Origin of the sequence: Acaryochloris thomasi RCC1774 (genome assembly GCF_003231495.1) — a bacterium.
Classification (GTDB): Bacteria; Cyanobacteriota; Cyanobacteriia; order Thermosynechococcales; family Thermosynechococcaceae; genus RCC1774.
This window is the reverse complement of sequence record NZ_PQWO01000007.1, coordinates 110,996-135,109: the sequence shown is the minus strand read 5'-3', so window position 1 is coordinate 135,109 and position 24,114 is coordinate 110,996. Positions and strand designations below refer to the sequence as shown.

General features: G+C 51.8%; 21 protein-coding genes and 1 riboswitch. Of the genes, 6 read left to right on the top strand and 15 right to left on the bottom strand.

Annotated features, from left to right (window positions below; genetic code table 11):
- Window positions 1-52 precede the first annotated feature (52 nt).
- Entirely contained in the window at window positions 53-1,096 is a 1,044-nt protein-coding gene (gene tsaD / locus C1752_RS12990) for a tRNA (adenosine(37)-N6)-threonylcarbamoyltransferase complex transferase subunit TsaD (protein WP_110986500.1), read from the top strand.
- A gap of 141 nt (window positions 1,097-1,237) precedes the next feature.
- A riboswitch (cyclic di-GMP riboswitch) is annotated at window positions 1,238-1,332 on the bottom strand.
- Window positions 1,333-1,735: 403 nt separating this feature from the next.
- Here the strand turns inward: tsaD and gorA are convergent.
- Entirely contained in the window at window positions 1,736-3,109 is a 1,374-nt protein-coding gene (gorA, locus tag C1752_RS12985) for a glutathione-disulfide reductase (protein ID WP_110986499.1), read from the bottom strand.
- 240 nt (window positions 3,110-3,349) lie between these two features.
- Window positions 3,350-3,886: a peroxiredoxin gene (locus tag C1752_RS12980; protein ID WP_110986498.1), complete on the bottom strand. Its 537-nt coding sequence runs from the start codon at window positions 3,884-3,886 to the stop codon at window positions 3,350-3,352.
- A gap of 271 nt (window positions 3,887-4,157) precedes the next feature.
- Here C1752_RS12980 and C1752_RS29720 point away from each other — a divergent pair, with 271 nt between their 5' ends.
- Window positions 4,158-4,289: a hypothetical protein gene (locus C1752_RS29720; RefSeq protein ID WP_274704514.1), complete on the top strand. Its 132-nt coding sequence runs from the start codon at window positions 4,158-4,160 to the stop codon at window positions 4,287-4,289.
- A 205-nt stretch (window positions 4,290-4,494) separates the two neighbouring features.
- On the opposite strand, the gene C1752_RS12970 is transcribed toward C1752_RS29720, so the two are convergent.
- From C1752_RS12970 to C1752_RS12955, 4 genes are read right to left on the bottom strand one after another with little or no spacing between them, the layout of a single operon-like run.
- Complete coding sequence (locus C1752_RS12970; RefSeq protein ID WP_110986497.1) at window positions 4,495-4,968, bottom strand: hypothetical protein; 474 nt, start codon at window positions 4,966-4,968, stop codon at window positions 4,495-4,497.
- Window positions 4,965-5,585 (bottom strand): Holliday junction branch migration protein RuvA, encoded by a 621-nt coding sequence (gene ruvA / locus C1752_RS12965; protein WP_110986496.1) that lies wholly within the window; start codon window positions 5,583-5,585, stop codon window positions 4,965-4,967. Before ruvA ends, C1752_RS12970 begins: the two co-directional genes overlap by 4 nt.
- Entirely contained in the window at window positions 5,582-6,331 is a 750-nt protein-coding gene (locus tag C1752_RS12960; RefSeq protein WP_110986495.1) for a sucrose-phosphate phosphatase, read from the bottom strand. Before C1752_RS12960 ends, ruvA begins: the two co-directional genes overlap by 4 nt.
- Before the next feature lie 3 nt (window positions 6,332-6,334).
- Window positions 6,335-7,021 (bottom strand): Bax inhibitor-1/YccA family protein, encoded by a 687-nt coding sequence (locus C1752_RS12955; protein ID WP_110986494.1) that lies wholly within the window; start codon window positions 7,019-7,021, stop codon window positions 6,335-6,337.
- Between the two features lie 147 nt (window positions 7,022-7,168).
- Here C1752_RS12955 and C1752_RS12950 point away from each other — a divergent pair, with 147 nt between their 5' ends.
- Window positions 7,169-8,257: a hypothetical protein gene (locus tag C1752_RS12950; RefSeq protein ID WP_110986493.1), complete on the top strand. Its 1,089-nt coding sequence runs from the start codon at window positions 7,169-7,171 to the stop codon at window positions 8,255-8,257.
- Here C1752_RS12950 and C1752_RS12945 read toward each other — a convergent pair.
- The 5 genes from C1752_RS12945 to C1752_RS12925 form a co-directional block, all read right to left on the bottom strand.
- Entirely contained in the window at window positions 8,230-8,466 is a 237-nt protein-coding gene (locus C1752_RS12945) for a hypothetical protein (protein ID WP_110986492.1), read from the bottom strand. The genes C1752_RS12950 and C1752_RS12945 overlap by 28 nt on opposite strands.
- A gap of 85 nt (window positions 8,467-8,551) precedes the next feature.
- Window positions 8,552-10,678, bottom strand: coding sequence for a putative bifunctional diguanylate cyclase/phosphodiesterase (locus tag C1752_RS12940; protein ID WP_110986491.1), 2,127 nt, complete (start codon window positions 10,676-10,678; stop codon window positions 8,552-8,554).
- A 3-nt stretch (window positions 10,679-10,681) separates the two neighbouring features.
- On the bottom strand, window positions 10,682-11,071 hold the full coding sequence (locus C1752_RS12935) for a response regulator (RefSeq protein WP_110986490.1): 390 nt from the start codon (window positions 11,069-11,071) through the stop codon (window positions 10,682-10,684).
- Window positions 11,064-12,881, bottom strand: coding sequence for a sensor histidine kinase (locus tag C1752_RS12930; protein WP_110986489.1), 1,818 nt, complete (start codon window positions 12,879-12,881; stop codon window positions 11,064-11,066). The genes C1752_RS12935 and C1752_RS12930 overlap by 8 nt, the downstream gene beginning before the upstream one ends.
- A 98-nt stretch (window positions 12,882-12,979) precedes the next feature.
- A complete protein-coding gene (locus C1752_RS12925) occupies window positions 12,980-14,755 on the bottom strand; it encodes a DUF5942 domain-containing protein (RefSeq protein ID WP_110986488.1) in 1,776 nt (591 codons plus the stop codon).
- 245 nt (window positions 14,756-15,000) lie between these two features.
- Between C1752_RS12925 and C1752_RS12920 the strand changes: the two genes are divergently transcribed.
- From C1752_RS12920 to mdh, 3 genes are all read left to right on the top strand, one after another.
- Window positions 15,001-16,230 (top strand): MFS transporter, encoded by a 1,230-nt coding sequence (locus C1752_RS12920; protein ID WP_110986487.1) that lies wholly within the window; start codon window positions 15,001-15,003, stop codon window positions 16,228-16,230.
- 68 nt (window positions 16,231-16,298) lie between these two features.
- Window positions 16,299-16,517, top strand: a complete 219-nt coding sequence (locus tag C1752_RS12915; protein WP_110986486.1) for an NAD(P)H-quinone oxidoreductase subunit O — start codon at window positions 16,299-16,301, stop codon at window positions 16,515-16,517.
- Window positions 16,518-16,519: 2 nt separating this feature from the next.
- Window positions 16,520-17,470, top strand: coding sequence for a malate dehydrogenase (gene mdh / locus C1752_RS12910; RefSeq protein WP_110986485.1), 951 nt, complete (start codon window positions 16,520-16,522; stop codon window positions 17,468-17,470).
- Window positions 17,471-17,489: 19 nt separating this feature from the next.
- Here the strand turns inward: mdh and C1752_RS12905 are convergent, their stop codons facing one another.
- The 4 genes from C1752_RS12905 to ftsH2 form a co-directional block, all read right to left on the bottom strand.
- Window positions 17,490-19,424 carry an N-acetylmuramoyl-L-alanine amidase gene (locus tag C1752_RS12905; RefSeq protein ID WP_110986484.1) on the bottom strand — a complete coding sequence of 645 codons (1,935 nt, stop codon included), beginning with the start codon at window positions 19,422-19,424 and terminating at the stop codon, window positions 17,490-17,492.
- A gap of 161 nt (window positions 19,425-19,585) precedes the next feature.
- On the bottom strand, window positions 19,586-21,058 hold the full coding sequence (locus C1752_RS12900) for a cation:proton antiporter (RefSeq protein ID WP_110986605.1): 1,473 nt from the start codon (window positions 21,056-21,058) through the stop codon (window positions 19,586-19,588).
- Between the two features lie 85 nt (window positions 21,059-21,143).
- Window positions 21,144-21,965 (bottom strand): carbon-nitrogen hydrolase family protein, encoded by an 822-nt coding sequence (locus tag C1752_RS12895; RefSeq protein ID WP_110986483.1) that lies wholly within the window; start codon window positions 21,963-21,965, stop codon window positions 21,144-21,146.
- A 146-nt stretch (window positions 21,966-22,111) separates the two neighbouring features.
- Window positions 22,112-24,013 carry an ATP-dependent zinc metalloprotease FtsH2 gene (gene ftsH2 / locus C1752_RS12890; protein WP_110986482.1) on the bottom strand — a complete coding sequence of 634 codons (1,902 nt, stop codon included), beginning with the start codon at window positions 24,011-24,013 and terminating at the stop codon, window positions 22,112-22,114.
- Window positions 24,014-24,114 lie beyond the last annotated feature (101 nt).

Genomic DNA, 24,114 nt, shown 5'->3' with positions numbered 1-24,114 from the left:
AGAGTCAAAGCCTCCTGTAACAGACCCGCTCATTAAAAGACGTTACCAGTAAATGGCAACCGTTTTAGCAATTGAAACGAGTTGTGACGAAACTGCCGTGGCAGTTGTAAGAAAACGTCACATTCTTAGTCATCTTGTCGCCTCCCAGGTGGCTCAACATCGCCCCTATGGGGGTGTGGTTCCTGAAATCGCCTCTCGACAGCATGTAGAAGCCATTAATTCTCTAGTGGCTCAAGCTCTGGAACAATCAAAATCAAGCTGGACGCACATTGATGGCATTGCTGTAACCTGTGCGCCAGGACTTGTGGGCGCGCTCTTGGTGGGTTTGACCGTGGCGAAAACCCTAGCAATGCTCCACGATAAACCTCTGATTGGCATTCACCATTTAGAAGGGCACATTTATGCGTCCTGCCTAGAGAACCCAGACCTGCAGCCTCCCTTTCTTTGTTTACTCGTCTCGGGAGGACATACAAGCCTGATTGAAGTCAAAGACCACGGCTGCTACACAACGCTAGGGCAGACGCGCGACGATGCCGTTGGGGAAGCCTTCGATAAAGTCGCTCGCCTTCTAGATCTGGGCTACCCGGGCGGTCCTGCTATTGATCAGCTTGCACAAACGGGCAATCCTGACGCTTTTCGTCTACCTGAGGGCAAAATTTCGCTGCCGGGTGGCGGTTTTCATCCCTACGACTCTAGCTTCAGTGGTTTAAAGACAGCGGTTTTACGCTTAGTTGAAAAATTACGCGAAACTGAACCCATTCTGCCCACGGCTGATTTAGCGGCAAGCTTCCAGCGAACAGTAGCGAAAGCATTAACGCAACGCACCATTGCCTGTGCCCTGGACCGAGGGCTGCGAACCATTGTCGTCGGAGGCGGGGTCGCGGCGAACAGTGGCCTACGACAGCAGCTGCAGCAGGCAGCTCAAAAGCAGGGTCTTCAGGTCCTGTTTCCGCCCATATCACTCTGCACAGACAACGCAGCGATGATTGGTTGTGCAGGAGCTGAGCATCTAGAGCGCGCCCACACTTCTAAGCTGACGCTGGGCGCTCAGTCTCGGATGGCGATCGCAAATATCATGGACCTCTATCAGCCATAGCTGAGATCGTTACTTTGCTCTAAGCCATACAGGGTCTCTTGAATCAAAATAGCGGCGACCCTCAATAAAACTAATGGAGACAGCCGTGCCATCTACCGGCCCACTGTCTCCATTTAATGTTTGATATAGATGTAAAGTCCCTTCGGTATTAGCAGCGTCCATACACCTAAAAGCTGGGTAGCTTAGGCCTGCTAATTTGCGTCCTCTCCTTTCGGAAGAAGTTGCCATTTCGGGGACTCATCTGGGCTTAAATGCGGGGGGTATGACAGCCCAACAATCTAATACTAATGCCTCTGATTTTTCTTCTGTACCGTGTAAATACGGAACCCAGAAGACTCTTTTTTAGCAAGGACTGCAGCTACCTGCGTATTTATACGGAGAGCACTTAATATTTGCAACGATTGGCACCCGACTCGATAGGGGCAAGTATCCACCGATTTATGCACCAGCAAAGAAAATACACAATACGTACGTATTTCTACGGAGATCACCCTAGAGCATCTCGCAACTGTCTCTTTCATGATGTCATGAAGTCGCAACAATTGAACTCAAGGGAAGCCTCAAAGGTTATCGATGAGTTAGATGCTTTACAGCCTTATTGTTTGCGATCGCATCTAAACTCTACGCACAGAGCGAAAGCTACCGCATAGTCACAAACTCTTCTGCAGAACTGGGATGAATCCCAACCGTGGCATCAAAATCAGCCTTAGTTGCCCCCATCTTGACCGCTATCGCCATACCTTGAATAATCTCAGCGGCAGAATCACCCACCATATGAACCCCCAACACCTTCTCAGTATTACGATTAACCACCAGCTTCATCAGCGTTTTGACATCCATATCCGGGAGCGTGTAATACATCGGCCGGAATCGGCTTTTATAGACCTGAATAGCCGCCTCGCCAAATTTCTGTGCAGCTTCAGCTTCCGTCAAGCCCACAGTCGCAGCCTCAGGAGTTGAGAACACCGCCGTGGGGATATTCTCGTAGTTCATCTTCCGAGGTTTACCACCGAAATGAGTGTCAGCAAAGGCTCGGCCTTCATTGATAGCCACTGGTGTGAGATTGATCCGATCAGTGCAGTCCCCCACTGCAAAAATATGGGGTTCAGCCGTTTCGTTATAGGCATCAACGGTAATCGCACCGTCCGAGACATTGACCTGAGTATTTTCTAAGCCTAGACGTTCTAATCGCGGCTTGCGGCCTGTAGCTGCCAAGCTTACAGCATCAACAATAACTGTCTCTTCAGAGTCACCTCGAACCGTCAGTTGCAGGCCGTCTTTAGTTTTTTCGATGGCCATATCCTGCATGTTATTCAAGATTTTGATGCCGTGCTTTTGCATCCCCTCTTGAATCTCTGTCCGCAAATCTTCGTCGAATCCCCGGAGAATCTTATCCGCGCGAATAATCTGAGTCACTTCAGACCCCATTCCGTTGAGAACACCCGCGAATTCAACCCCGATGTAACCACCCCCAATCACAGCCAGTCGCTGGGGCTGCTGAGCAAGATAAAAAATATCGTCGGAAGTAATCGCATGCTCAACCCCCGGGATATCAGCTTTTACAGGAACACCGCCCACCGCGATCAAGATTTTCTCGGCCGTGACCTGGTGTAGCGTTACCGTCGGATCTTCTGGGTCAAGAATCGCAATCGTGTGAGAATCAACAAACTGACCGTACCCTCGAAAAACCTTAACATGGGAATTATCTAACATACGCTCGTAAATACCGTTGAGGCGCGCCACCTCACCATTAACGGCGGTCAACATTTTGGACCAATCTAAAGTACTCTCTACCGGGCTCCAGCCATAGCCCTGAGAGGCAGTGAACTGCTCAGGGAAGTGAGAGGCATAAACCATTAGCTTTTTGGGGACACATCCTCGATTGACGCAGGTGCCCCCCAATCGATCAAACTCGACAACACCAACCTTGGCACCATGGGAGGCAGCTCGGCGAGCAGTTGCAACCCCGCCAGAGCCGGCTCCGATCACAAACAAGTCAAAATCGTAATTCATAACCTTCTCCACGCGGTATGCAAAATAGAGTATGCGCAATAATCAAAAACTTCAATGCCGCCTCACATCTTCTCTAAATGCTGGACAGATGCCCTGCATTCCTTATTCCTAAGATAGAAATCAGGGCAAACACTGAGAGCTTCAGCGCCTGCCCCAAATGAGCTGCATCCCCTTCACATAAAAATTGCTAATGTTTTTAGAGAGCAGCTTTAATATTCAATCAATCGAAGGCCCTAGAAACTAGCTATCCTTTAGGTAGGCAAGCATAGTATCCGCGTCAGAAACCTCAAAAGGATCGGTGGGACAGTTGTCGCCGAATTCAGATTCAACAAACACTTTTTCGATGTTGCCATCAGCGACAACCATTGAGTAGCGCCAAGACCGCATGCCAAAGCCAAGATTGTCTTTGCTGACCAGCATTCCCATTTTGCGCGTAAAGTCACCGTTACCATCCGGCAGCAGGAAGACGTTTTTCGCGCCCTGATGCTTGCCCCACTGATACATCACAAAGGCATCGTTAACGGAGATACAGACAACCGCATCAACCCCTAAAGACTTAAATTCATCATAAAGCTCTTCATAACGAGGCAGATGACTAGCAGAGCAGGTGGGCGTGAAGGCTCCTGGTAAAGAGAAAACAACAACACGCTTGCCGGCAAAAATATCATCAGTCGTGAGATCATGCCAACGGAAGGGATTGTCTCCACCAATGGACTCGTCACGGACGCGGGTTTTAAAGGTAACGCTGGGGACTCTTTCGTAGGCGATAACAGCCATAAATTCCTCTTAATTTCTAACTAGTACGTCGGTGGGCTTCAGATGTAAAATCACTGCGCCCTTCTATCTCAGAACAATTCTAATCTAGAACTTCATCAATAGTAACAATTTCTTACTTAAATTGACACTAGTGCTAGGCAACACTTGCACTAGGTATATTACGGATTCTGACTGTGAATCCTATAGTCGGGCTAGCAAACCACTAGGTTTTGCTTAAAATAGCCCTTCAAAAAATTCATCTAATGGTTCAAGTCCTTAGAGCTTGAGGGCAGTGCCTCAGCGGTATACCGTCGATACCAATCGGCTGGTCCGCATGAACCACCCTACAGTAGAGCAGAGCCTTGGTGACTTGAATCAAGATATTCTGACCTTTTTGCGGACAACGGTGTATATCTCAATCTAGGTTCTGCAGGGCATCAGTTTAGTTCGAGAGGTGTTGCTAGAGTCAGGAATTTCTCACTAAGACGCCAATGTGGAACGCCGCCGCCAGTACTGTGGTGCGATCGAAGATATTTCTTGGGATGTTTTTAAAAATCTGGATTGGTCTACGGGTTGATCGCTTTGAGGTAGCTAGGCATAGGACTTGCGATCGCTATCATCTCTAAAGGCTATCGAGTCAAGCCAGGGCTTTGAATTCTAATTTCTTGGGCTTTGACTTCGAGAGAAATCATTGATGTTTGATCCAGATCGCCTATATAAGGAGCCAGCACTTCAACAATGCTGGGATCTTGGAAGTGGGCTGGCTTCGTATCTGGATGGGGATAGTAGATTAGCCCATTCACGCTTACCTCTTTGATAACAAGCCGACAGGGAGAGAACGAGAACGTTTCGCAGACATTGGGGAACCATTCTACGAGCGGAAAGGTCCAACGAGGCTGACGCAGTTGCAGGTCATATGGAGCGATGGAGAGATTCAGGGTGCCGGGATAGTAACCCCTCAAATCTAAGCCAAGCTCCAGGAAATGAGGCGTCTGGAGTGCAATAGTGCCTTGGGGATAAGGGGAATGGGTCGCTCGGCCTGAGGCCACGCCATAGCCGTGAACTAACTGGGCTGCGAGGGTAATCCAACTATTTTCGGTCATTGACTGAGCCATGCGATCGCATCTCGAATCCAGGCTTCAGCGTCATCACTTTTAGCAAGAGCTTTATTTTGTCCTACCTGCTGCAGCGCCTGCATTACTTCCTGGGTGGAATATCCCAATGCTAGGAGCGTCATTTCTACATCTTCCTGCACCGTGCCGACGGGACCGGCAGAGGGGGCCACTGTTAATCCGGCCTGATTTCGCCATTCTGATAGCTTTGTTTTCAGCTCAAGGGCGATACGTTCAGCCGTCTTAGCCCCTACCCCTGGCGTCTTCGAAAGCAGGCGCGTGTTGCTGCTGACGATGGCCTGCACCAGCTCCTGCAGTCCGAGGCTATCGATCAGCGCCAGAGCAAGCTGGGGTCCAATCCCGCTCACCGCCACCAGTTGACGGAACAGATCGCGCTCGGCGACAGAGGCAAACCCGAACAGCGTGAGCTGATCTTCTCGCACCTGCAGATGAGTAAAGACCTGCATTAACTCATCGCCTGCCGGGAGCTGCTGTCGTATCCGAGTCGGCACCTGCAAATCGTAGCCGACTTGATTGACCTCTAGCGTTAGAATCGTCCGCTTTCCTGGCTGGAGACTGACAACGGAGCCGTTGAGATATCCAATCATGACAGGAAACGGAAGTAACGGAGTCCTTCCAAGATTCCTGCGGCACAGTGTCCATCAGCAAGATAGTGGTGCTTGACCGGTTTCTGCTCATGCCACTGCCGCAGCTCTGGTTGAGCATTGCCCACGATAATTCCGCGTTCTGCGCCAGAGTTGAAGAGAGCTATATCGTTACCGGAATCGCCACTGACGGCGGTGCGAAAGGCTGAGATCTGCCATCGCTGGCGCAGAAACTGTAGCGCTTCGCCTTTATCACCCTCCTGGGGCAATATATCTAGATGCTGACCCGCACTATAGATAACTTTTGCCGCCAGCGCTTGCTTTTGCAGCGCCGTCTCAAGCTTGGGAACCACAGCTATAGCTGTATTCTGATCAACGGAGAAACTGACTTTGAAGTCACTCTGGTCTGAATCGGATTGCGGCACTAGATCCGCTACCTGGGTCACGGTGTCTAGAATTTGGGCACGATTCCAGTGGCGCTGCAGCCGCTCAGACCATTCAGGTTCAGGACTGTTGCTCCCATCAAGGTAAATTTCAGTCCCCACCGAGACAATGAGTGCATCGGGTTCTAACAGCTTTGTATGGGTGCAAAGGTCACGGTAAGACGCCAGCGATCGCCCTGTGGAGTAGATCAGTAGAGAGCCGAAATCAATTCGATGCTGCTCAATTTTTTCGTTGAGGGTCTGCAGGGCTGAATGATCACCGACCAGCGTGTTATCGAGATCGGTGACTAATAGAAACTTTGTCACAGGTTAGCGGCGAGAAAGCGACATCACAATTCGCAGGATATACCAGAACAGCAACGCCACGGAAGCGAACAGCTCCAGCGAGGCCGCGACGTGGTGCCGAGTGGAATAGTGATGCATGACTTTAGAGGTGTCATACAAAATGGCGGCAGAGGCAAAGGCCACCATGAGCACGGAGAAGAACAGCCCCAGGGAGAAACCAAAAATGGTGCTGCAGATGATCAATCCCAGAGCCACAAAGCTGCCAATTTTGAGAATACCGCCTAGAAATGAGAAGTCTTTGCGAGTCGTAAATGCGATCGCGGTTAACCCCCCGAACATCGCCAGCGTCAGAATCGCGGCAGTCGGAATAACGGTTGGATCTGAAAAATAGGCCGCAATGTAGAGCATTGGCGCAAAAATTAGCGCTTGACCCACGACATAAATCCCCAGGCCAGCGTATTGGGTTCCCACTTGATCAGCCTTCGCCGCTAGGCTTCTTGACATCCAGCCCAACAGTGAAAAAGCACCGATGATTGCCAGCCAAATAAAGCCGCTGCCTGAGACAAGATTAAAAAGCGCCTCAGCAATACCAAGCTGAAACAACAAAAACTCAACAACAATAAAAGCGCCAATTGCGCCCGCGAGGTGTAAATAGGTTTTTTGAATAAAGGCTGCGCGCTCAGACGGACGCGATTGGGCAACGCTCAACATAGACTCTCTCCTTGACAGAGGCGGAATTCTGCTATCTTTTCAAGCTTAATGCAAAGATGAGGGAATCGCCTCTCATACAAAGGACACCTCTCCTTGAGGGCACAGGCCCTGTCGATATGCAGTTCATCTCGTGTAGAAGCCAATCCAATGGGACTGCAAACTCACGAAAAGCTGACAATCCATCGCCTGATCTTGCTCTCGAACATTGGGGCGCTGCTGTGGCTGCAGAATAACGCTAGATTTTGGCAGCTCTATCATGAAGCGATACTGCAGCAGATAAAGGGTTCACACGACCCCGACACCGTGATGCGGATCGTGCAGGGATTAATGTGGCTAGCCCAGACGTGTGAGCGGATGAATTTGACCCAGATTCGAGCTGCAGACCTGCAGCCCAGTTGGCTAGCCACCGCAGCCCAACGGCGTTTATATCGGCTGGGGATCAGCATCTGCGGTGGTTCCTGTTTTGGGCTGATTGTGGGGTTAATCGGCGGCCTCAGCTTTGGGCTAGTGGGGTCGATGGCTCAGGGCGTTATCAGCGGCTTATGGGGTGGAATGGTTGGAGGCTTCTGTAGTGGAATCACGGTGGGTCTGATCAGCCACAGCATTGAAGACCTAAGCTTCGGTCCCTTAGGTGCGTTGAGCATCATCCGTCCCCTACCAACTTTTCGAGTCTCTGGGCTGCGACTCTATCGAACAATCCGGCATAAGCTTGCCCGTCGTCTTCTTGTAGGATTTTTAACCGGAATCCTTTTAGGTCTGAGTCGGCAGCCACTGACTCTACTCCTGTTTGTGACGGTAAGCGCAGTTATTTCTGCAGTGTTAGAGAGTTTGTTTATTTCCAGCCCTCCCCAACGTTCCTCACGGCTCAGCGGACGGCGGCGGACTGTTTCGGCTGTGCTCATTTATGCAATGGCGGCTCTATGTGGCACGGGCTTATGTAGCTTGCTGCTGCTTGCCTTCACCCAAAGGATCCCTTGGCCCCACATCCTGGTGATGGCAATCCCCATCGGTTTTTACTTTTGGTTTCTATCGGAAGGCATCATCCATCTCCAGCGCTTGGTTTTGAGAATTATCCTCTGGCGATCTGGGACAATGCCGTGGAATATTGCCAGCGTCCTCAATGAGGCCACTGCTTTAGGTCTTTTGCAGCGACGTGGAACAGACTATAGCTTTGCCCATCTCGCACTTCAAAATCACTGGGCCAAGGCTCACGCTTCTGGCTCTTTGAGGATTTGATAGTCTTCCACTTCCAAAACAGGGCCAATCATGGCTAGGGTCATAATGTCTTCCCGCACTTGCCCTGTCACTGTGACCTGCGCTCCTTCAGCAAGCTGCAGGGCTTCAGGGGCTTGATAGAGTTCGTAGGTTTCGTCTGAGCTAACCAGTGACCAAGCACCAACCCCAATGTTTTGATATTTGAGGGTGCCTTCTATTTGCATACTCATAAAGAATGAACATCCGCTTGGGTAGGGTTCTTTGAAGTCAGCATAGCTGTAATCAGCGGCGGGTGCGATGTCGCTGACAAGAGACCTAGGCAGCGCGTGTGCTTTGTTGGGTCTGCAGTAGGTGGGTCGCTTCTAGGGCTGGAAGCGGGCGACTGAAGAGATAGCCTTGCATATGTTGACAGCCAAAGTTCTGAAGCAGCTGCTGCAGCTCTTCAGTCTCAACCCCTTCGGCGACGACCCGCAGGTCTAATCCTCGTCCTAGCTCTAGGATTGCCTTTGCGATCGCAACATCTTTATCCTGGGTCAGCAAATCCATCACAAAGGATCGGTCAATTTTGAGCGTATCCAAGGGGAACTGCTTTAGATAGCTCAAAGAAGAATAGCCCGTTCCAAAATCATCCAGCGCCAGCCCAATCCCCATGCGATGTAAATCCATCAGCACCGACTGCGCCTGCGTCAAATTGTGTAGCGTCGCCGACTCCGTGATTTCTAATTCCAGCAAACTCGTTTCTAGGTTCGTTTGGGCCAGGGTCTGATCAACCATTTCTAGTAAAGCCCCATCTCTGAGCTGGCGCGGTGAGAGATTGACCCCCACAGTAATAGACATGCCCAACTGCTGCCATATCTTCGCTTGGGCACAGGCCTGCCGCAAGACCCAATGCCCTAGCGCCACAATGGCACCGTTTTGCTCAGCAATGGGAATAAACTGCGCCGGAGAAATAAAGCCCAACTGCGGATGCTGCCATCTGGCAAGCGCCTCCATATGTGAGATTGCACCCGTGCGGGTATCAATTTGAGGCTGATAGTAAACCGCAAACTCCTCGCGCTCTAAAGCTTGATTGAGTGCATACTCGAGTGCCAGACGATCTTGCCCCGTATCATTCAAAGCCTGAGTGTAGTACTGATAGCTATTGCGCCCCTGCTCTTTCGCCTGATAGAGCGCCGTATCGGCATTCTGCAGCAGCGTTCCTGCATCCTCACCATCTTCGGGATACAGGGCAATACCAATGCTGCTGGTGATGCAAACCGGATGTCCCTCCAGATCAAAGCTGGGCTGCAGCGCCGTCAGAATTCGCTGGGCCACCACCGCTGCGGCATTGTGATCCTGAATATTTGAGAGCGCAATCGTAAACTCATCGCCGCCCCAGCGGGCAATAATGTCCTGATCGCGGCAGCAGCTCGACAGGCGACTCACGACCTGCTGAAGCAAGAGATCGCCCATGACATGCCCAAGCGAATCATTAACCACCTTAAAATAGTCTAAATCCACAAACAAGACGGCCAAACCTTCTTGATTGAGCTTCGCCATTGTCAGAGATTGGCTCAGATAATCATTAAACTGACGGCGATTCGCTAAGCCCGTTAACTCGTCATAGTTCGCCTGATAGCGAATCATGCTTTCCGCCTGCTGACGCTCCGTCACATCTCGAAAGCTCCAAACACGCCCCACAACCTCTTTGCCAAGCTTCTGCGGCTGTGAGAAACACTCGATCAGACGCCCATTGGTAAGCGCCAACAGATCGGATCTGGCAGGCTGTAGAAACTGAGCCTGCCCCCAGCTAGGCATGTCAAACTGCTGCGGATTTTGCAGCTTTTTGGAGAGCAGGGCGAGCACCTGATTGAGATCGGTAGGCAGCGTCACCCCCCACATTTCTGCCAGCTTTTGGTTGCAGTGGGTAACGGTCCCCTGTTTGTAAATCACTAAAATGCCGTCAGCGGTTGACTCTAGCGTTGCCTGCAGCAAAGAGAGCGATCGCGCCAGTTCAGCATTAGCCTGCTGCAGCGCCTGCTGATGGTCGTAGAGCTGATGATCTTGAGAAAAGCGGCGCAGCGCTTCTTTAACCGTCAGAATCAAATCGGCACTATCCCAAGGCTTCGGAATAAATCGATAGAGATTAGCGGCATTAACGGCGTTGCTTACGGCAGCCATGTTGCTTTGCCCCGTCAGCATAATCGTCAGCGTCTGAGGATACTGGGCATGGAGCAGCGCTAAGAACTGATCGCCTTGTATACCTGGCATTTGCTGGTCAGAAATAACGACCGGAATATCAATGCCTTCTGCCGTCAACTCCGCACACAGCGCTAGGGCCTCTTCGCCATCAGTCACCAGCTCAATTTCGTAGGCGTCGCTAAACTCACGCCTCAGCTGTTCTCCGAGGCTACTCAGAATACCTAGATTGTCATCGACACAAATAATAGCAGCGTTGTTCATCGGTCACTTGAGGGCAGAAGTAATCACCTGAGTTAGCTCTGTCTCGGTCCAGGGCTTATGGAGACAGGCATAGAGCTGGGCTTCCTTGCGGGCACGCTCAACAGCGGCTTCATCGGCCTGCCCGGTCAGCATCACGGTCACGATCTCAGGATATTGCTGATGGACTTTGATCAAGAACTCGTCTCCCTTGATACCGGGCATTAGCCAGTCGGAGACAATGATTAGCACTTTGACGCCATCTTCTTGCAGCTCTTCCATCACCTCTAGGGCTTCGGTGGCGCTGCTAGCCACTTCTACGAGGTAACGATCGCCAAAGCAGCGAAAGAGCTGTTCTTTAAGGCTATCGAGAATTGTAATTTCATCATCTACACAGAGAATTCCAGCTTCAGACATGACTTAGTTCTCCAATAGGGGTGGGTTCAGATATGGCTGCAGATTCTTCTGGCAACTGGGTGAGAGGCAGGTGCACCGTAAATTCAGTGTGCCCAGGTTGACTCTTTAAGGTAATTTTTCCCTGATGTTTCTCAACGATTTGCTGACTGATATTGAGACCGAGACCGCTCCCTTCTCCGGCTTTTTTGGTGGTGAAGAAGGGGTCGAAGATTTTGGCTTGCACCTCAGACGGAATGCCTTGACCAGAATCGGCAATTTTCACCTGGCAACGGTCTCCAATTTGCTGCACGGTAATGGCAATGGAGCCTTTACTCTCCATTGCTTGGAGACCGTTATGAATCAAGTTTGTCCACACCTGAATCAGTTCGTCAGGATAGCACCAGAGTTCGGGTTCAGCTTGGTAGTCACGGCTGAGTTCAACCCCATGCTTGAGTTCGTTGTGGTAAAGCTCTAGAACGGTCTCGATGCCATCCGTTAATTTTACTAACTGCGGCTGACCACTGTGGTCTTGGCGAGCGTAGTTTTTGAGGGCAAAGACCACCTTGGCCGCTCTTTCGACAGCTTTGAGGATAGTGCGATTACTGACCGGTAGGCGGGTGAGATTATAGGAGAGCTGCAAAATCCAGGCCGATTGCTCATGCTGGATCAGGGGCACAAAGGTTTGAATATTGTCCACAATCCCCATATCGATCATCAGATTTGCCACGCGCCGAGGGTTCTCAATATCCCATTCTTTGAGCTGCTGAATCATGGCCTTGCGCAAGGGCCGCTTCTCGCTAGAAGTCATCAGACGTTCGCTTTGTTGCGATTGCTCGACCAGTTCAAAAAACAAGCATTGCTCCTCTGGCGTTAGCTTCTGCGAGAGCTGCGGGATTTCTGCGAGGGCTTCTTCTAAGGCTTTGTTCATGTTGGCGGCTGAGGCTTGAATGGCCCCTAGCGGCGTATTGATTTCATGGGCAACCCCAGCCACCAAGTGGCCAAGAGCGGCGAGTTTCTCTTGGTGGATCAGTTGGGATTGGGTCGTCCGCAGGTCGCTAACGGCTTCTTTGAGAGCTTCAGCTTGACGCTTGTGTGCCCCAGCCGATTTCTGCAGAGCAAGATTTTGAGAGTCGATGACCTTGGCAGCATAGCGAACGAGGGAGAGGAGAAAGAGGTATAGCACTCCAAAGATGAGGATGCTTTTGAGAACAACGAATCGTTGTGTCGCCTCAACTCTTTCAACAAGAGGGGTAACGTCGTTATATAGCTCAAAAACACCCGCAACTTTGCTGTTTCTGACGACCGGAACATAGCTGGACAGCACTTTACGGTCATTCAATGATCCAGAGAGAGCGCTGAAGGTATCACGGTGGCCAAGCTGAGAGAGTGTGTTGCCAGCCAGGGCGGTCTTGAAGCCTTCTGAGCTGCTTTTGTTCTTACCGATTTGGGCAGTCTCTGTAGAGAAGACGGTACGCCCCTGCAGATCATAAATTTTGATTTTGAGAGCGGAGGAGTCTCCCATCTGGGCAATGGCTTGATTCTGAAGTTGAATGATCTGCGTGTGGCTTTGCAGTTCTTTGTCACTGAATTGCTGGGTCATTGACAGCAATGGAGAGAAGTCAGTCCAGATTGAGTTAGCAAATGCCTGAGTGAGCATCACGTTCTGCTGTTCTCCTTGATCCACAAGGTCGCGGACGGATTGCTCTCGATAAACGATACCTAGGATTGCGGTTGCGATCGCAAATGCACTAATGCTCGCGATTGAGAAATAGCGCACTAGCCGAAAAGGACGCGCCGCACTCTGCTCTGAGTTTGCGAAGGGGTTCTGCATAAAATCTCAATAGCTATTCTGTGGGTCCACGACTCTTAGGATGCCCAGGCATCTTTTGAGAGACGACAGCACTGCTACAGAGCGAAAAGATTACAGAACTATGATGCTGGCGATTTAGCTGCTAGCCGCGCAACCGCAAAACAGAACAGAGCATTCACACCTAAATACCCCCGCGCCAGAATAGGATTGCTAATCCAAAGTACGCCGGGGAAAACAACAGCACTGACGGCCAAACAAGCCGTAACACCGATCGCACTCCCAATCGCGAACCACTTCCACTGCGGATGGCTGAGCAGCAGCGCAATCAAAAATAGCGGAATCAGAGCATTTGCAAATAGAGGATTCAATACGATTGTCCCCTGCAAAGCACCGCCTAGTTCGGGAATTGAGCTACCGAGGACTCGCAACGGCCACTGCGGCAAATCGACAAAGTACAGCCCCCGCAGTAGAAAAAAGCCGACGCTGCCTAGATTAAGGCCCATCAGCAAAGAACTATTCCAGGGTGATGGCAAAAGGGAACGCCAAGACCAGGCGATCAGGCAAGCTAAACCCAAGGTGCCAAGCTTAAGCCCCCAGTTAATCGCTCCAGCATCAAACCAAATTCGAGAGCCAAAGAACAGACCGTTCCGTAGCCAAGCGAGCAATCCACCTAAACCAAAGCTTTTTTGGGCTGACAGGACCACTGCCGCCGCCGCATCTAACTTCCCGGCCCCAAAATGATTGGCAGAATCACCGGGACTGGGCAAAGCCGACTGCTGAAGGATCTTTTCAACCTGATCAGGATTCTGGATACCAGAAGAGCGAATCAAGGCTGCAACCCCCGCAACGTGGGGAGCAGCCATACTGGTACCTTGAAAAGCTGCAAAGACAGAGTCTCCCTGTGGCGTAATGGTGTTTTGGAGAATGCCACCCGTTCCGTTTCTGTCTTGTATGGACCCGCCAGGAGCCGCAATATCAACACCCGCTCCAAAGTTAGAGTAAGGGGCTTTATTACCCACTGAATCTAAAGCAGAGACACCAATCACGTGGGGATAGCGGGCTGGATATTCGGCGGCGTTGCGACCCGCGTTACCGGCAGCGGCCACAATAACGACACCTTTTTTATGAGCATATTCAATCGCTTCGCGCATCAGTTTGCTCTCGCCGCCACCGCCCAAGCTCATATTAATTACGTCGGCTTTATGGTCGGCAGCGAACCGAATGGCCTCGGCAATATCTGAGACAGTGCCGCCGCCTTGTCGGCTGAGAACTTTTAGAGGCATCAACTGAGCCTCATAGGCAATTCCCGAAACGCCAAACCCGTTGTTGGTGGACTGGGCGACAGTGCCTGCAACATGCGTGCCGTGCCCGTGGTCATCATCTGCACTTGCTCTATCGTTCACAAAGTCATATCCAGGGACCAGCCGAGTCTGCTTCAGGTCGGGGACGGTTGAAATACCGGTGTCAATCACCGCTACAGTGGTGCCTCTGCCGCGTGTGCGTTCCCAAGCAGATTCGACGTTGATGCTGCGCATGTTCCACTGCTTGCTGTAGTCAGGGTCGTTGGGCGCTCGGGATGCCTGATACAGATAGTTAGGTTCAATAAATTCTGTGAGTTCTTTCAGATCAGAGGCGCGGAGTTTGTTGAGCAATTCCTCTTGACCTTTGAGAACGAAGATATGGTCGCTCTTTGAGAATTCGCTGTTGTAATCAACTTCGACGCTGTATTGAGTTGCGATCGCATCCACCCGTTGCTCAATGTCTGACGTACTCAAGCTTTCTCTGAAGTCTAGAACAATGGAGCTGTATTTGCCTTGTGCTGACAGCCCCGGAAAGTTAGCAATGGCGAAGCCCAGCCCAACCAGGAACAGCACCAACAGGAATAATTTTTTCATATCAAATCTATCGCGGGGTAGTCAGCGTCAGTCAGAACAGGCAGTATGATTAGGATTCCCTAAAGTGGGTATCACTTCTCCCATTTAAGCTCAGGGGAATAAAAACATCGACAGCCAAGGAACGCAAACCGTTCCAACCCACATAGCAGTACCCGGCTGAGTTAGGGCAGCCCTTCTTTAGTAAACGTGGTGTTCGGCGCCATTTTAATGCCCTAATCAATACGCGCACCGCTAGACCTGATGATATGAAACTTAATTTATCTTGGCTGCCACAGCTCGATCGCCAAGTTTGGATTCTTGCTGCCGGTCGTCTGCTCTCCCAATGGGGCAGTGGCCTGACGTTTTTCTATTTGCCGATTTTCTTTGTCAATCAGGTCGGTCTTTCCTCCTCATCGGTGGGGTTTGCCCTCAGCACCGCCTCGGTTTCAGGCGTTGTGGGCCGCATCCTGGGCGGGTCGATGACGGATTCAGCCTTTTGGGGACGGCGGCGGACCCTAATGCTGGCGGTGGCAATCTCTGCAGTTGCTGCACTGGTGATCTCTGTTGCCAATGATTTCCCCTCTCTGGTGGCGGGGAATCTGGTTATGGGGATGGGGGTGGGACTCTACTGGCCGGCCACAGAATCAACGGTGGCGGACTTAAGTACGGCAGAGCAGCGGAATGAAGCCTATGCGATTACGCGACTGGCGGACAATGTGGGGCTGAGTTTAGGGGTGGTCGTGGGCGGGGCGCTGATTGCTCTTGCAAACGCCTATCGCATTTTATTCGTGATCGATTCAGTGTCGTTTCTGATCTTCTTAGGCGTCGTTTACGTGGCGATTCCAGAGTCAGCTCAGGGATCGGCGCGGGGCCGTCATGGGGCCAAGGGATGGCTCGTGGCCCTGCAGGATCGACGGCTGCTGATTTACATCACGGTCAACATCATGATCACCACTTATCTAGCCCAGGTGAATATGGTTTTGCCCCTTTATCTCAAGAACTTTGCCCAGCAGGGCGAGGGCTTCTCCGAAGCAATCATTAGCGGTTTATTTACCTGGAATTTAATCCTGAGCGTGATCACGCAACTGCCGCTGGCGCGCTATCTCAATCGCTTCAGCCGTCCTCGGGTGCTAATGGTATCGGCCTGTGCCTGGGCCATTGGCTTCTTGCTGGTGGGACTGATGGGTATCTCAGAGAATTTCGGCTTATTGTGGGCAATTTTGGCGCTGGGAGGGGTTGCGATCGCAACCGTCATCTACGCTCCTGCGGCTTCTTCGTTGGTGGCAACGCTAGCGCCCGAATCCTTACGCGGCGTTTATCTATCGATTAACTCTCTTTGCTGGGCTGTGGGTTATTTTATCGGACCTTTAGTTGGCGGCATTGCTTTGGATCAGACGCCTGCCGTTGCCCATAGTTACTGGGTCGGGTTGGCTGGATCAGTTGCGATCGCCCTTGCAATCTTGAGTTTTCTGGACCAACGCCTGCAGTCTGCCTGAAGCGTTCTGATTTTGAGCCAAGAGAAACGACTACAATAGCCTTGGAGTTATCTCATGAAGTCGCAGCTATGGCCGTCAAAAAAGGAAGTTTTGTCAGCATTATCCGGGAAAAATTTGAGGGGAGCGTCGAAGCTCAGGCAAGCGACAAACGTCTTCCCCCCTACGTGTTTGAAGGGACTGGCGAAGTCGTTGAAGTCAAGGGCGACTACGCTCAAGTAAAGTTCTTGGTCCCGACCCCTAACGTCTGGCTGCGTCTAGACCAGCTTGAAGCTGCGAAGAAAGCGTAGTCATGACCACTATAGCGGGACCGCCCCGCGTCACGATTATCGGCTCGGGGAATGTCGGCAGTACGCTAGGACAGCGAATCGCTGAGAAGAATATTGCCGATGTTGTTCTGCTTGATATTGAACCCGGTCGTCCCCAGGGTCTAGCCCTTGATTTAACAGAGGCCCGAGGGTTTGAGTCCCATGATCGCTTAATTATCGGGACGGCAGACTACGCAGACACGCAAGATTCTGATGTCGTGGTCGTGACCGCAGGGCTGGCGCGCAAGCCTGGGATGAGCCGAGATGACTTGCTCAAGGCCAATGCCAAAATTGTGACAGCTGTCGTTAAAGATGCGATCGCAAGCTCCCCCAACGCCATTTTGCTGATCGTTACCAACCCCCTAGACGTGATGACCTACCTCGCATGGCAGGCCAGCGGTTTCTCGCCCGAGCGGGTAGTGGGGATGGCAGGCGTTTTAGACGCCGCTCGATTTGAAGCCTTCATTGCCACAGAACTGAAAGTCTCAATCGGCAACGTGCATGCAATGGTGTTGGGCGGCCACGGAGACCTGATGGTGCCCCTACCGAGATACACCACCGTCAGCGGCATTCCGATCACCGAACTCATGGATCCAGACACCATTACCCGCTTAGTTGAACGGACCCGCAACGGCGGGGCTGAGATTGTCAGCCTCATGCGGGCCGGGAGCGCCTACTTTGCCCCCGCCTCCTCCGCCAGCCTGATGGTGGAATCTATTCTATTCAACCGCTCACGCATCTTACCTGCCGCAGCCTATCTCCAGGGGCAATATGGTCTATCAGATATCTTCTTAGGCGTGCCCACCTGTCTTGGTCGTCAGGGCGTCTCTAAGGTTCTAGAGCTAGATCTCACGCAATCAGAGCATCAGGCACTAGAGGCCTCAGCCCAGTCTGTACGGCAGAACATCAAGACAGCTCAATCGCTGCTTGCCTAGAATCAACAACGCTTTGGCCCTAGTTATAGCGACCAGAAAGATAGTTGAGAACCCCCTGAGCAATAGATTGTGCCATTTGCGTTCGCCATGCCGGATTGCGCAAGCGAGGGTTGTCGTCGCGACCCGTCAAAAAGCCTGTTTCCACCAACACCGCAGGCATTGATGACTTACGCAAAACATAAAACCGAGCCGACCTCACTCCGCGACTGCCCATGCTGATATTCCGCAAAATAGTGTTGTGAATCGTCCGCGCTAGCCGCGAGCCTAGACGCGCACCCGGGGCATGATAGGTTTCTAAACCATTCACATCAGGCCGACTCAGACTGATTGCGTTAGCGTGAATGCTAACAAAGGCAGTCGCTCTAGCCCGCTCAGCATAAGCGACCCGACCCTGGAGGCTGACAAAGGTTTCATTACTCCGCGTCATTCGCACAACGACGCCCTGCTGCTGTAAGATGCGAGCCACCTGATTTGAGATATCTAAAACGACATCCGTTTCCCGTAGCCCGCCAATCCCAATCGCACCAGGGTCCTTACCACCATGACCCGGATCAATCACGATCACAGGCCGCCCCTGTACAGCAGGTAAGGGTCTAGGCGTCGGGCTAACCGTTGCGGGTCTGTTAGCCGTCGGGATCCGAGCAGGTGCGCCGGATCGAGCGAGCTGCAAAAGCAACGACTGCGCATTGAATGCCCGCAAGCCCAGGATGCGCACCCCAGAGGCGGGCTTTGCCAAAATTGTGACAGTGGTCGGATCCTGCTGCAGGATTCGCACCTCAGACAATGAACTACCTAACCCCACCTGAGGCGCTCTCAATCCGGGGGCAATCTGGGCTGATCTCACCGTAATCCGGTAGGTGGATCCTTCCCATCCCTGCGTGTAGGATAGCTGCCCGTCTGCCCGAATCAGCAGCTGATCGCCTCCCAGATCAATGGCACGAATGGTGGCTAACTGTCCGTTCTTCGAGGCATCAGCCGTTCTCGTCGGCCTGGGAATCAAGCTTGAAGCAGAAGGTGGCTTTCGGGTACCTGCCGTCTTCCGCTTGGGGGACAGCACAATGCCGCTAAATTTGCTAACGCTCGCTCGCCACCCCCGACTCTCGGAATTCACTTTCATCGTAATGAGGGCCATTCCAGGATCTGGTCCCTCCTGCAGGGTAATGCTTTCAACACCGTGATACCGAGGTTTGAATATTTTTTGGCGCAGCTCTGAAATGAAAGCCGCATCCTTAACCTCAAGAGTCACCGTCTCCCTATCTCGACTATTGCGCAGCTTAACGTCAGGCTTTGGCCCCACTGTTTTAAAGAAGAACCCATCATTAGTCACAACCAGATCACGGATAGTTGTTCGGTTAGCAGCGGCAACCGTATCCGTCTGAGGTGCTGGCTCGGCCGCAGTCGGCGCAGAATTGGCAATGGCCACAGGAGGTGGGGCTGAGCCTCCACTTTCTGGAGCCTCAGGTAGATCCGGCGATGCTTCTGTGGGGGATGCGATTGTTGGGGATGAAGACGCAGCTGAGTTTTGTTGCCATACACTGGGTTCAGGCAGCTTGATTGACCAGTTGGTAGGGGAGTTACCTTCAACCTTGACCTGCGCTGGATCAACAATATACCCAGGAGCAAGTTCAACAACAATACGGGCCGTTTGAGCGTCAAACTGTCCCACCCTAACGCTGCGAAACTGGGCACCTACATTTTGTGTGACCGTAGGTCGGCCTAAGGTAACCCCCGGCAGATCCACCACCAGTCGAGTCGGATCAGGGATCAGCTGCACCCTCGGACTCACCGCCTGATCCGTAGTGAACCGCAGCTGATTTTGAGTTTGATCAAAACGCCAGGACTTTAGTTGAGCCGCATCAACAGGTAAGCACCACAGCAGTCCGCCCCACAGGCCAGGCAACAACAGCCCTACTCGAAGCTGTTTGATGCGATTCAACTGCAACATCTGGTGCATGGGATATCTCCGTTATTAACCATTCCCCCTCCCGGCTCCACAATCAAGGGTCGATCGCCTCGACCCTCAAAAAGCATATGTGAGGTATAGCACAGCATTAGCCGTGTTCCACTGCAGCTTGGACGCAGAAAGCAGCCAATAAGTTTCTGGGCGCAGGCTTTTTAGGACTCTTGCTCGAGATCCTCAGCCACGGTGGAGACAGTTGCCTCTACTGGGTCAGAGGAACCCGACGCTATTGTGCCCAGAGCATCGCCTTCTGCTTCAGCATCACTAAAGACAATACGCAGAAAGGGCGGAGCCACAAACGTGGTTAAAATCACCATGACGATAATCGCCGCTTCTAAAGGCCGAGAGAGCGCTCCACTAGCGGAACCAACACCGGCAAAGACAAGACCCACCTCACCCCGAGGAATCATGCCAACACCGATCGCTAACCGATTGAGATCGGGTTTTCCGACAATCGTTAGTCCGGTAATGACCTTGCCAATGATAGCAACAATGATCAAAAAGGCGGCAATAATCAGTCCTTCGCGATTTTCAGGCACCATCGGATTGAGAACGCTGACGTCAGTTTTGGCCCCTACGCAAACAAAAAAGATCGGGACGAACATATCAGCAATGGGTAAGATCTGCTCCTCTAGCTCTTGGCGCTTATCAGTCTCTGCCAACACTAGACCAGCGGTGAAAGCACCTAAGATAGCCTCGAGATGAATAGCTGTAGCGATGTAAGCGAGGATGAACGCAAAGATCAATGAGGCAATCAACAGGTTCCCGCGGGTATTAAGTCGGTCAACAAGCGCCGTAAAGTAAGGGCTGAGAAACCGCCCTAAAACAATAGAGCCCACTAAAAAAACAACGGAGCTGATGATCAGGTAAACGATGTTGTTGACCTGAATCTCGCCGGTCTTGGCAAGGCTAGCCACAACGGCAAGCACAATAATCCCCAAAACATCATCAAGGACAGCCGCTCCGATAATAATCTGCCCCTCTTCAGATGAAAGCTGCTGAATTTCAGCCAGCACCTTAGCGGTAATACCGATACTCGTCGCGGTCAGTGCAGCACCAGCAAAGATAGCCGGAATAGCCGCCATATGGAAGAGATAAATCAGCCCTAGGGTGCCCGCAACAAAGGGAGCAACCACGCCGACAATAGCCACAACGGCTGCTTGAGGGCCGACACGAATCAGTTCCGAAAGATCGGATTCTAGACCAATCTCAAACAGTAAGATAATCACCCCCAGCTCAGCAAGCACGGAGATGACTTCACTGTAGCCAGCGGCAACCGAGGTGGCGGTCCCTGCCGTCGTATCGGTGGTGGCCTGAAGAAGCGTTGATAGCACCGAAGGCGTCACCTCAGTGGCAGAGGCCTCAGGGAACATCAATAGATGCAGGGCAGATACACCCACCACTACGCCACCTAGGAGCGATCCCAGAACCGGCGGGAGATTGAGGCGAGAACAAAGTTCTTCCCCAACCTTACTAGCAAAATAAATAACAATTAAACTCAGCAGAACACCAGCCAGGATCAGGGGTGCTTCATCAACGCCAGCATTAGCTTCCCCGGCGACTTCTGCTGCAAAATGAATCGGGAGTAGGGGAGCGCCGAGAAAGACCAGAGGGGAAAGAAAAGACATCATGAGGGCTAGTACTTCAGAGGGGGCATGACGTTATTTAGAGCTGATTAGAAATCTCAAGAAAGTTCATCACTAACGATTTCAGCTAAGATTGTGCGATGAAAACTCGATGCTGAAGACTAGGCATCTGACGGCGAACCTGAGCCAGACGGGAGGATTCAATGGCTGCGATCGCAACTCCCTTGAGCGTCCCTGCATCAGCCAAAATGCATCCCCAGGGGTCCACAATCATGGCGTGGCCATGGGATTGACGGCGAGAGTTATGACTCCCAGCCTGGGCGGGCGCAATCACATAGCAGGTATTTTCAATCGCGCGGGCCTGGAGTAAGACCTGCCAGTGATCTTTGCCTGTAAACGCCGTAAAGGCCGCCGGGACAAACAAAACGTTGGCTCCCGCATTCGCCATCGAGCGATAGAGTTCAGGAAAGCGGACATCGTAGCAAACGGAAAGGCCGAGGTTCCCTAAGGTCGGTGATTCATAGACCGGAGGAAGCTGCTCTCCAGCTAGGACCGAACTCGACTCGTCATAGATGTTCCCGTCAGGTAAAGCAACATCGAACAGATGAACTTTTTCATAGCGCGCCAATTGTTGACCATCAGGGCCAACCAGAAGTGCCGTGTTATAAACCTTTCCTTCCTTAGCTGGGACTGGGTAGCCTCCGCCTAAAATTGTGACTTGAAATTTTTGGGCTTGTTTTTTGAGAAATTTTTCACAGGCGACATGGATGACGTCAGCCTGTGCCATCTTGGCCGCTTCATCACCCAAAAACGCGAAGTTCTCAGGCAAACAGACAAGTTCAGCACCTTGGCGTACAGCGAGATCAATAAGTTCTTCAGCTTGAGCCAGATTTTTATGCAAGTCGGGCAGACTTGTCATTTGAACGGCGGCGGCAATATAAGACTTCATGGAGGATGGAGCTTCTTAGAATGGGTCAGGCTTCCTCATGTTAAGCCCTGACAGGCGGCTATCTCAACAATTCTGATGCCCAGATCGAAAAAAGGATGGGCGAACCCATCCTTTCAAGCTATAGCGATGCTTTCAGAGGCAAATTATTAGAGCTGTGGGACATACCGTTCTTTGTCAGGAACGACGGTGTACTCAGCCACAATCTGCCGTAGCTCTTCGCCACCGATGGTTTCTCTTTCCACCAACAAGTCAACGAGACGATCAATAACGGTGCGATTTTCACGAACAATCCGCATCGCCTCTTCATAGGCGTGTTGAATCAGCTCCCGAACCTGACCATCAATGCGAGCCGCAATTTCGTCAGAGTACTCCGAGCGCGTCATCAAATCTCGCCCCAAGAAGACTTCACCCTGTTGACTTTCGAGAGACATCGGACCGAGATCAGACATCCCGAATCGCGTCACCATCTGGCGAGCCATTCCGGTCACTTGCTGTAGGTCGCCGCCAGCGCCCGTCGTGACTTCCGCATCACCGAAAACAACCTGTTCGGCAGCGCGTCCGCCCATAGCACCAGCCATTCGGGCATTGAGCTGAGAGCGAGAAATCAGTTCCTGCTCGTCAGAAGGGGTAAACCAGGTAAGACCTTGAGCTTGCCCACGAGGAATGAGCGTGACTTTCTGAACAGGGTCATGTCCTTTGATCAGAGTTGCAACAATGGCATGGCCAATCTCATGGTAAGCAATCAAACGTTTGCTCTTGCTGTCAACCAGAGGCGTGCCTTCCATACCGGCGACAACACGGTCAACGGCATCGTCAATTTCTAGGAGCGTGATCGCTTCTTTGCGGCGACGCGCTGTGAGAATGGCAGCTTCGTTGAGAAGGTTTGCTAGGTCGGCCCCTGTGAAACCAGGAGTGCGGCGGGCAATGCTTTCTAGAGAAACTTCATCCCCTAGCTTTTTGTCGCGGGCGTGGACAGAAAGAATTTCTAAACGACCTCTGATGTCGGGCGCATCAACAGTAACCTGACGGTCAAAACGACCGGGTCGCAGAAGGGCACTATCCAAGACGTCTGGGCGGTTGGTGGCGGCCAGAATGATAATCCCGGAGTTGCCTTCAAAGCCATCCATTTCGGTTAGGAGCTGGTTGAGAGTCTGCTCTCGCTCGTCGTTACCGCCGCCAATACCGGCACCACGTTGACGACCCACAGCATCAATCTCATCAATAAAGATGATGCAGGGAGCGTTTTCTTTTGCTTTCTTGAATAGGTCACGGACTCGAGAGGCACCGACACCCACAAACATTTCGACGAATTCAGAACCCGAAATACTGAAGAAAGGAACGCCTGCTTCACCCGCGATCGCCTTGGCGAGAAGTGTTTTACCGGTTCCAGGAGGACCGACAAGGAGCGCACCCTTAGGAATTTTGGCACCAACAGCCGTAAACTTTTCAGGCTTTTTCAAAAAGGTAATGACTTCTTGCAGTTCTTCTTTGGCTTCTTCAACACCAGCGACATCGTCAAACATAACGCCGGTTTGGGCTTCCATCTGAAAGCGAGCTTTGGATTTACCAAAGTTCATCGCCTGTCCGGGACCACCAGGAACGTTGTTAGAGCGACGGAACAGGAAGAAGAGACCCACAATCAAGAAAATGGGGAAGACTAGGTTACCCAACAACCCCCAGACAGCACCTCTGTCCTGGGTGGGGTGGATGTCAAGGTCAACATCTGCATCTCTGAGCTTAGTAATCAATTGGGGTGCGGAGCCGGGTAAATCAACGCGCGCTCTCTGAATTTGGTCTCCCTGACCTGGGATTTCCATTTCTGAGGTTTCGATGATGGCGGTACGGCCTCCGTCAAAGAGGTCCACTTTCTGGATACGGCCCCCATCGAGGTACTCCAAGAACCGGCCATAGGTCATTCGAGAGCTAGCCGTGTTGCTGACTGCATTCTCAGGCGTAGGCGTCGTGGCAACCGTGCCCTGCCAAAGGAAAAAAGCCAGGAATAGGGCAGGCAAACTCCACAACAGTATGGTTTTCCAGGATGTTTTCATAGGGTATTGAACTCTCGATGACAATAGAAACGGACTTGTATTGCTGGATGCTGGAAGAATGGCCTATTGTGCGAACTATTCCAGGCTCTGTGGCCTTGTAA

Bases quoted from the DNA above. Each gene is read 5' to 3' on its own strand.
- tsaD (WP_110986500.1), top strand. From the start codon at position 53: ATGGCAACCGTTTTAGCAATTGAAACGAGTTGTGACGAAACTGCCGTG.
- gorA (WP_110986499.1), bottom strand. From the start codon at position 3,109: ATGAATTACGATTTTGACTTGTTTGTGATCGGAGCCGGCTCTGGCGGG.
- C1752_RS12980 (WP_110986498.1), bottom strand. From the start codon at position 3,886: ATGGCTGTTATCGCCTACGAAAGAGTCCCCAGCGTTACCTTTAAAACC.
- C1752_RS12970 (WP_110986497.1), bottom strand. From the start codon at position 4,968: ATGACCGAAAATAGTTGGATTACCCTCGCAGCCCAGTTAGTTCACGGC.
- ruvA (WP_110986496.1), bottom strand. From the start codon at position 5,585: ATGATTGGATATCTCAACGGCTCCGTTGTCAGTCTCCAGCCAGGAAAG.
- C1752_RS12955 (WP_110986494.1), bottom strand. From the start codon at position 7,021: ATGTTGAGCGTTGCCCAATCGCGTCCGTCTGAGCGCGCAGCCTTTATT.
- C1752_RS12950 (WP_110986493.1), top strand. From the start codon at position 7,169: ATGGGACTGCAAACTCACGAAAAGCTGACAATCCATCGCCTGATCTTG.
- C1752_RS12945 (WP_110986492.1), bottom strand. From the start codon at position 8,466: ATGAGTATGCAAATAGAAGGCACCCTCAAATATCAAAACATTGGGGTT.
- C1752_RS12940 (WP_110986491.1), bottom strand. From the start codon at position 10,678: ATGAACAACGCTGCTATTATTTGTGTCGATGACAATCTAGGTATTCTG.
- C1752_RS12935 (WP_110986490.1), bottom strand. From the start codon at position 11,071: ATGTCTGAAGCTGGAATTCTCTGTGTAGATGATGAAATTACAATTCTC.
- C1752_RS12930 (WP_110986489.1), bottom strand. From the start codon at position 12,881: ATGCAGAACCCCTTCGCAAACTCAGAGCAGAGTGCGGCGCGTCCTTTT.
- C1752_RS12925 (WP_110986488.1), bottom strand. From the start codon at position 14,755: ATGAAAAAATTATTCCTGTTGGTGCTGTTCCTGGTTGGGCTGGGCTTC.
- C1752_RS12920 (WP_110986487.1), top strand. From the start codon at position 15,001: ATGAAACTTAATTTATCTTGGCTGCCACAGCTCGATCGCCAAGTTTGG.
- C1752_RS12915 (WP_110986486.1), top strand. From the start codon at position 16,299: ATGGCCGTCAAAAAAGGAAGTTTTGTCAGCATTATCCGGGAAAAATTT.
- mdh (WP_110986485.1), top strand. From the start codon at position 16,520: ATGACCACTATAGCGGGACCGCCCCGCGTCACGATTATCGGCTCGGGG.
- C1752_RS12905 (WP_110986484.1), bottom strand. From the start codon at position 19,424: ATGCACCAGATGTTGCAGTTGAATCGCATCAAACAGCTTCGAGTAGGG.
- C1752_RS12900 (WP_110986605.1), bottom strand. From the start codon at position 21,058: ATGTCTTTTCTTTCCCCTCTGGTCTTTCTCGGCGCTCCCCTACTCCCG.
- C1752_RS12895 (WP_110986483.1), bottom strand. From the start codon at position 21,965: ATGAAGTCTTATATTGCCGCCGCCGTTCAAATGACAAGTCTGCCCGAC.
- ftsH2 (WP_110986482.1), bottom strand. From the start codon at position 24,013: ATGAAAACATCCTGGAAAACCATACTGTTGTGGAGTTTGCCTGCCCTA.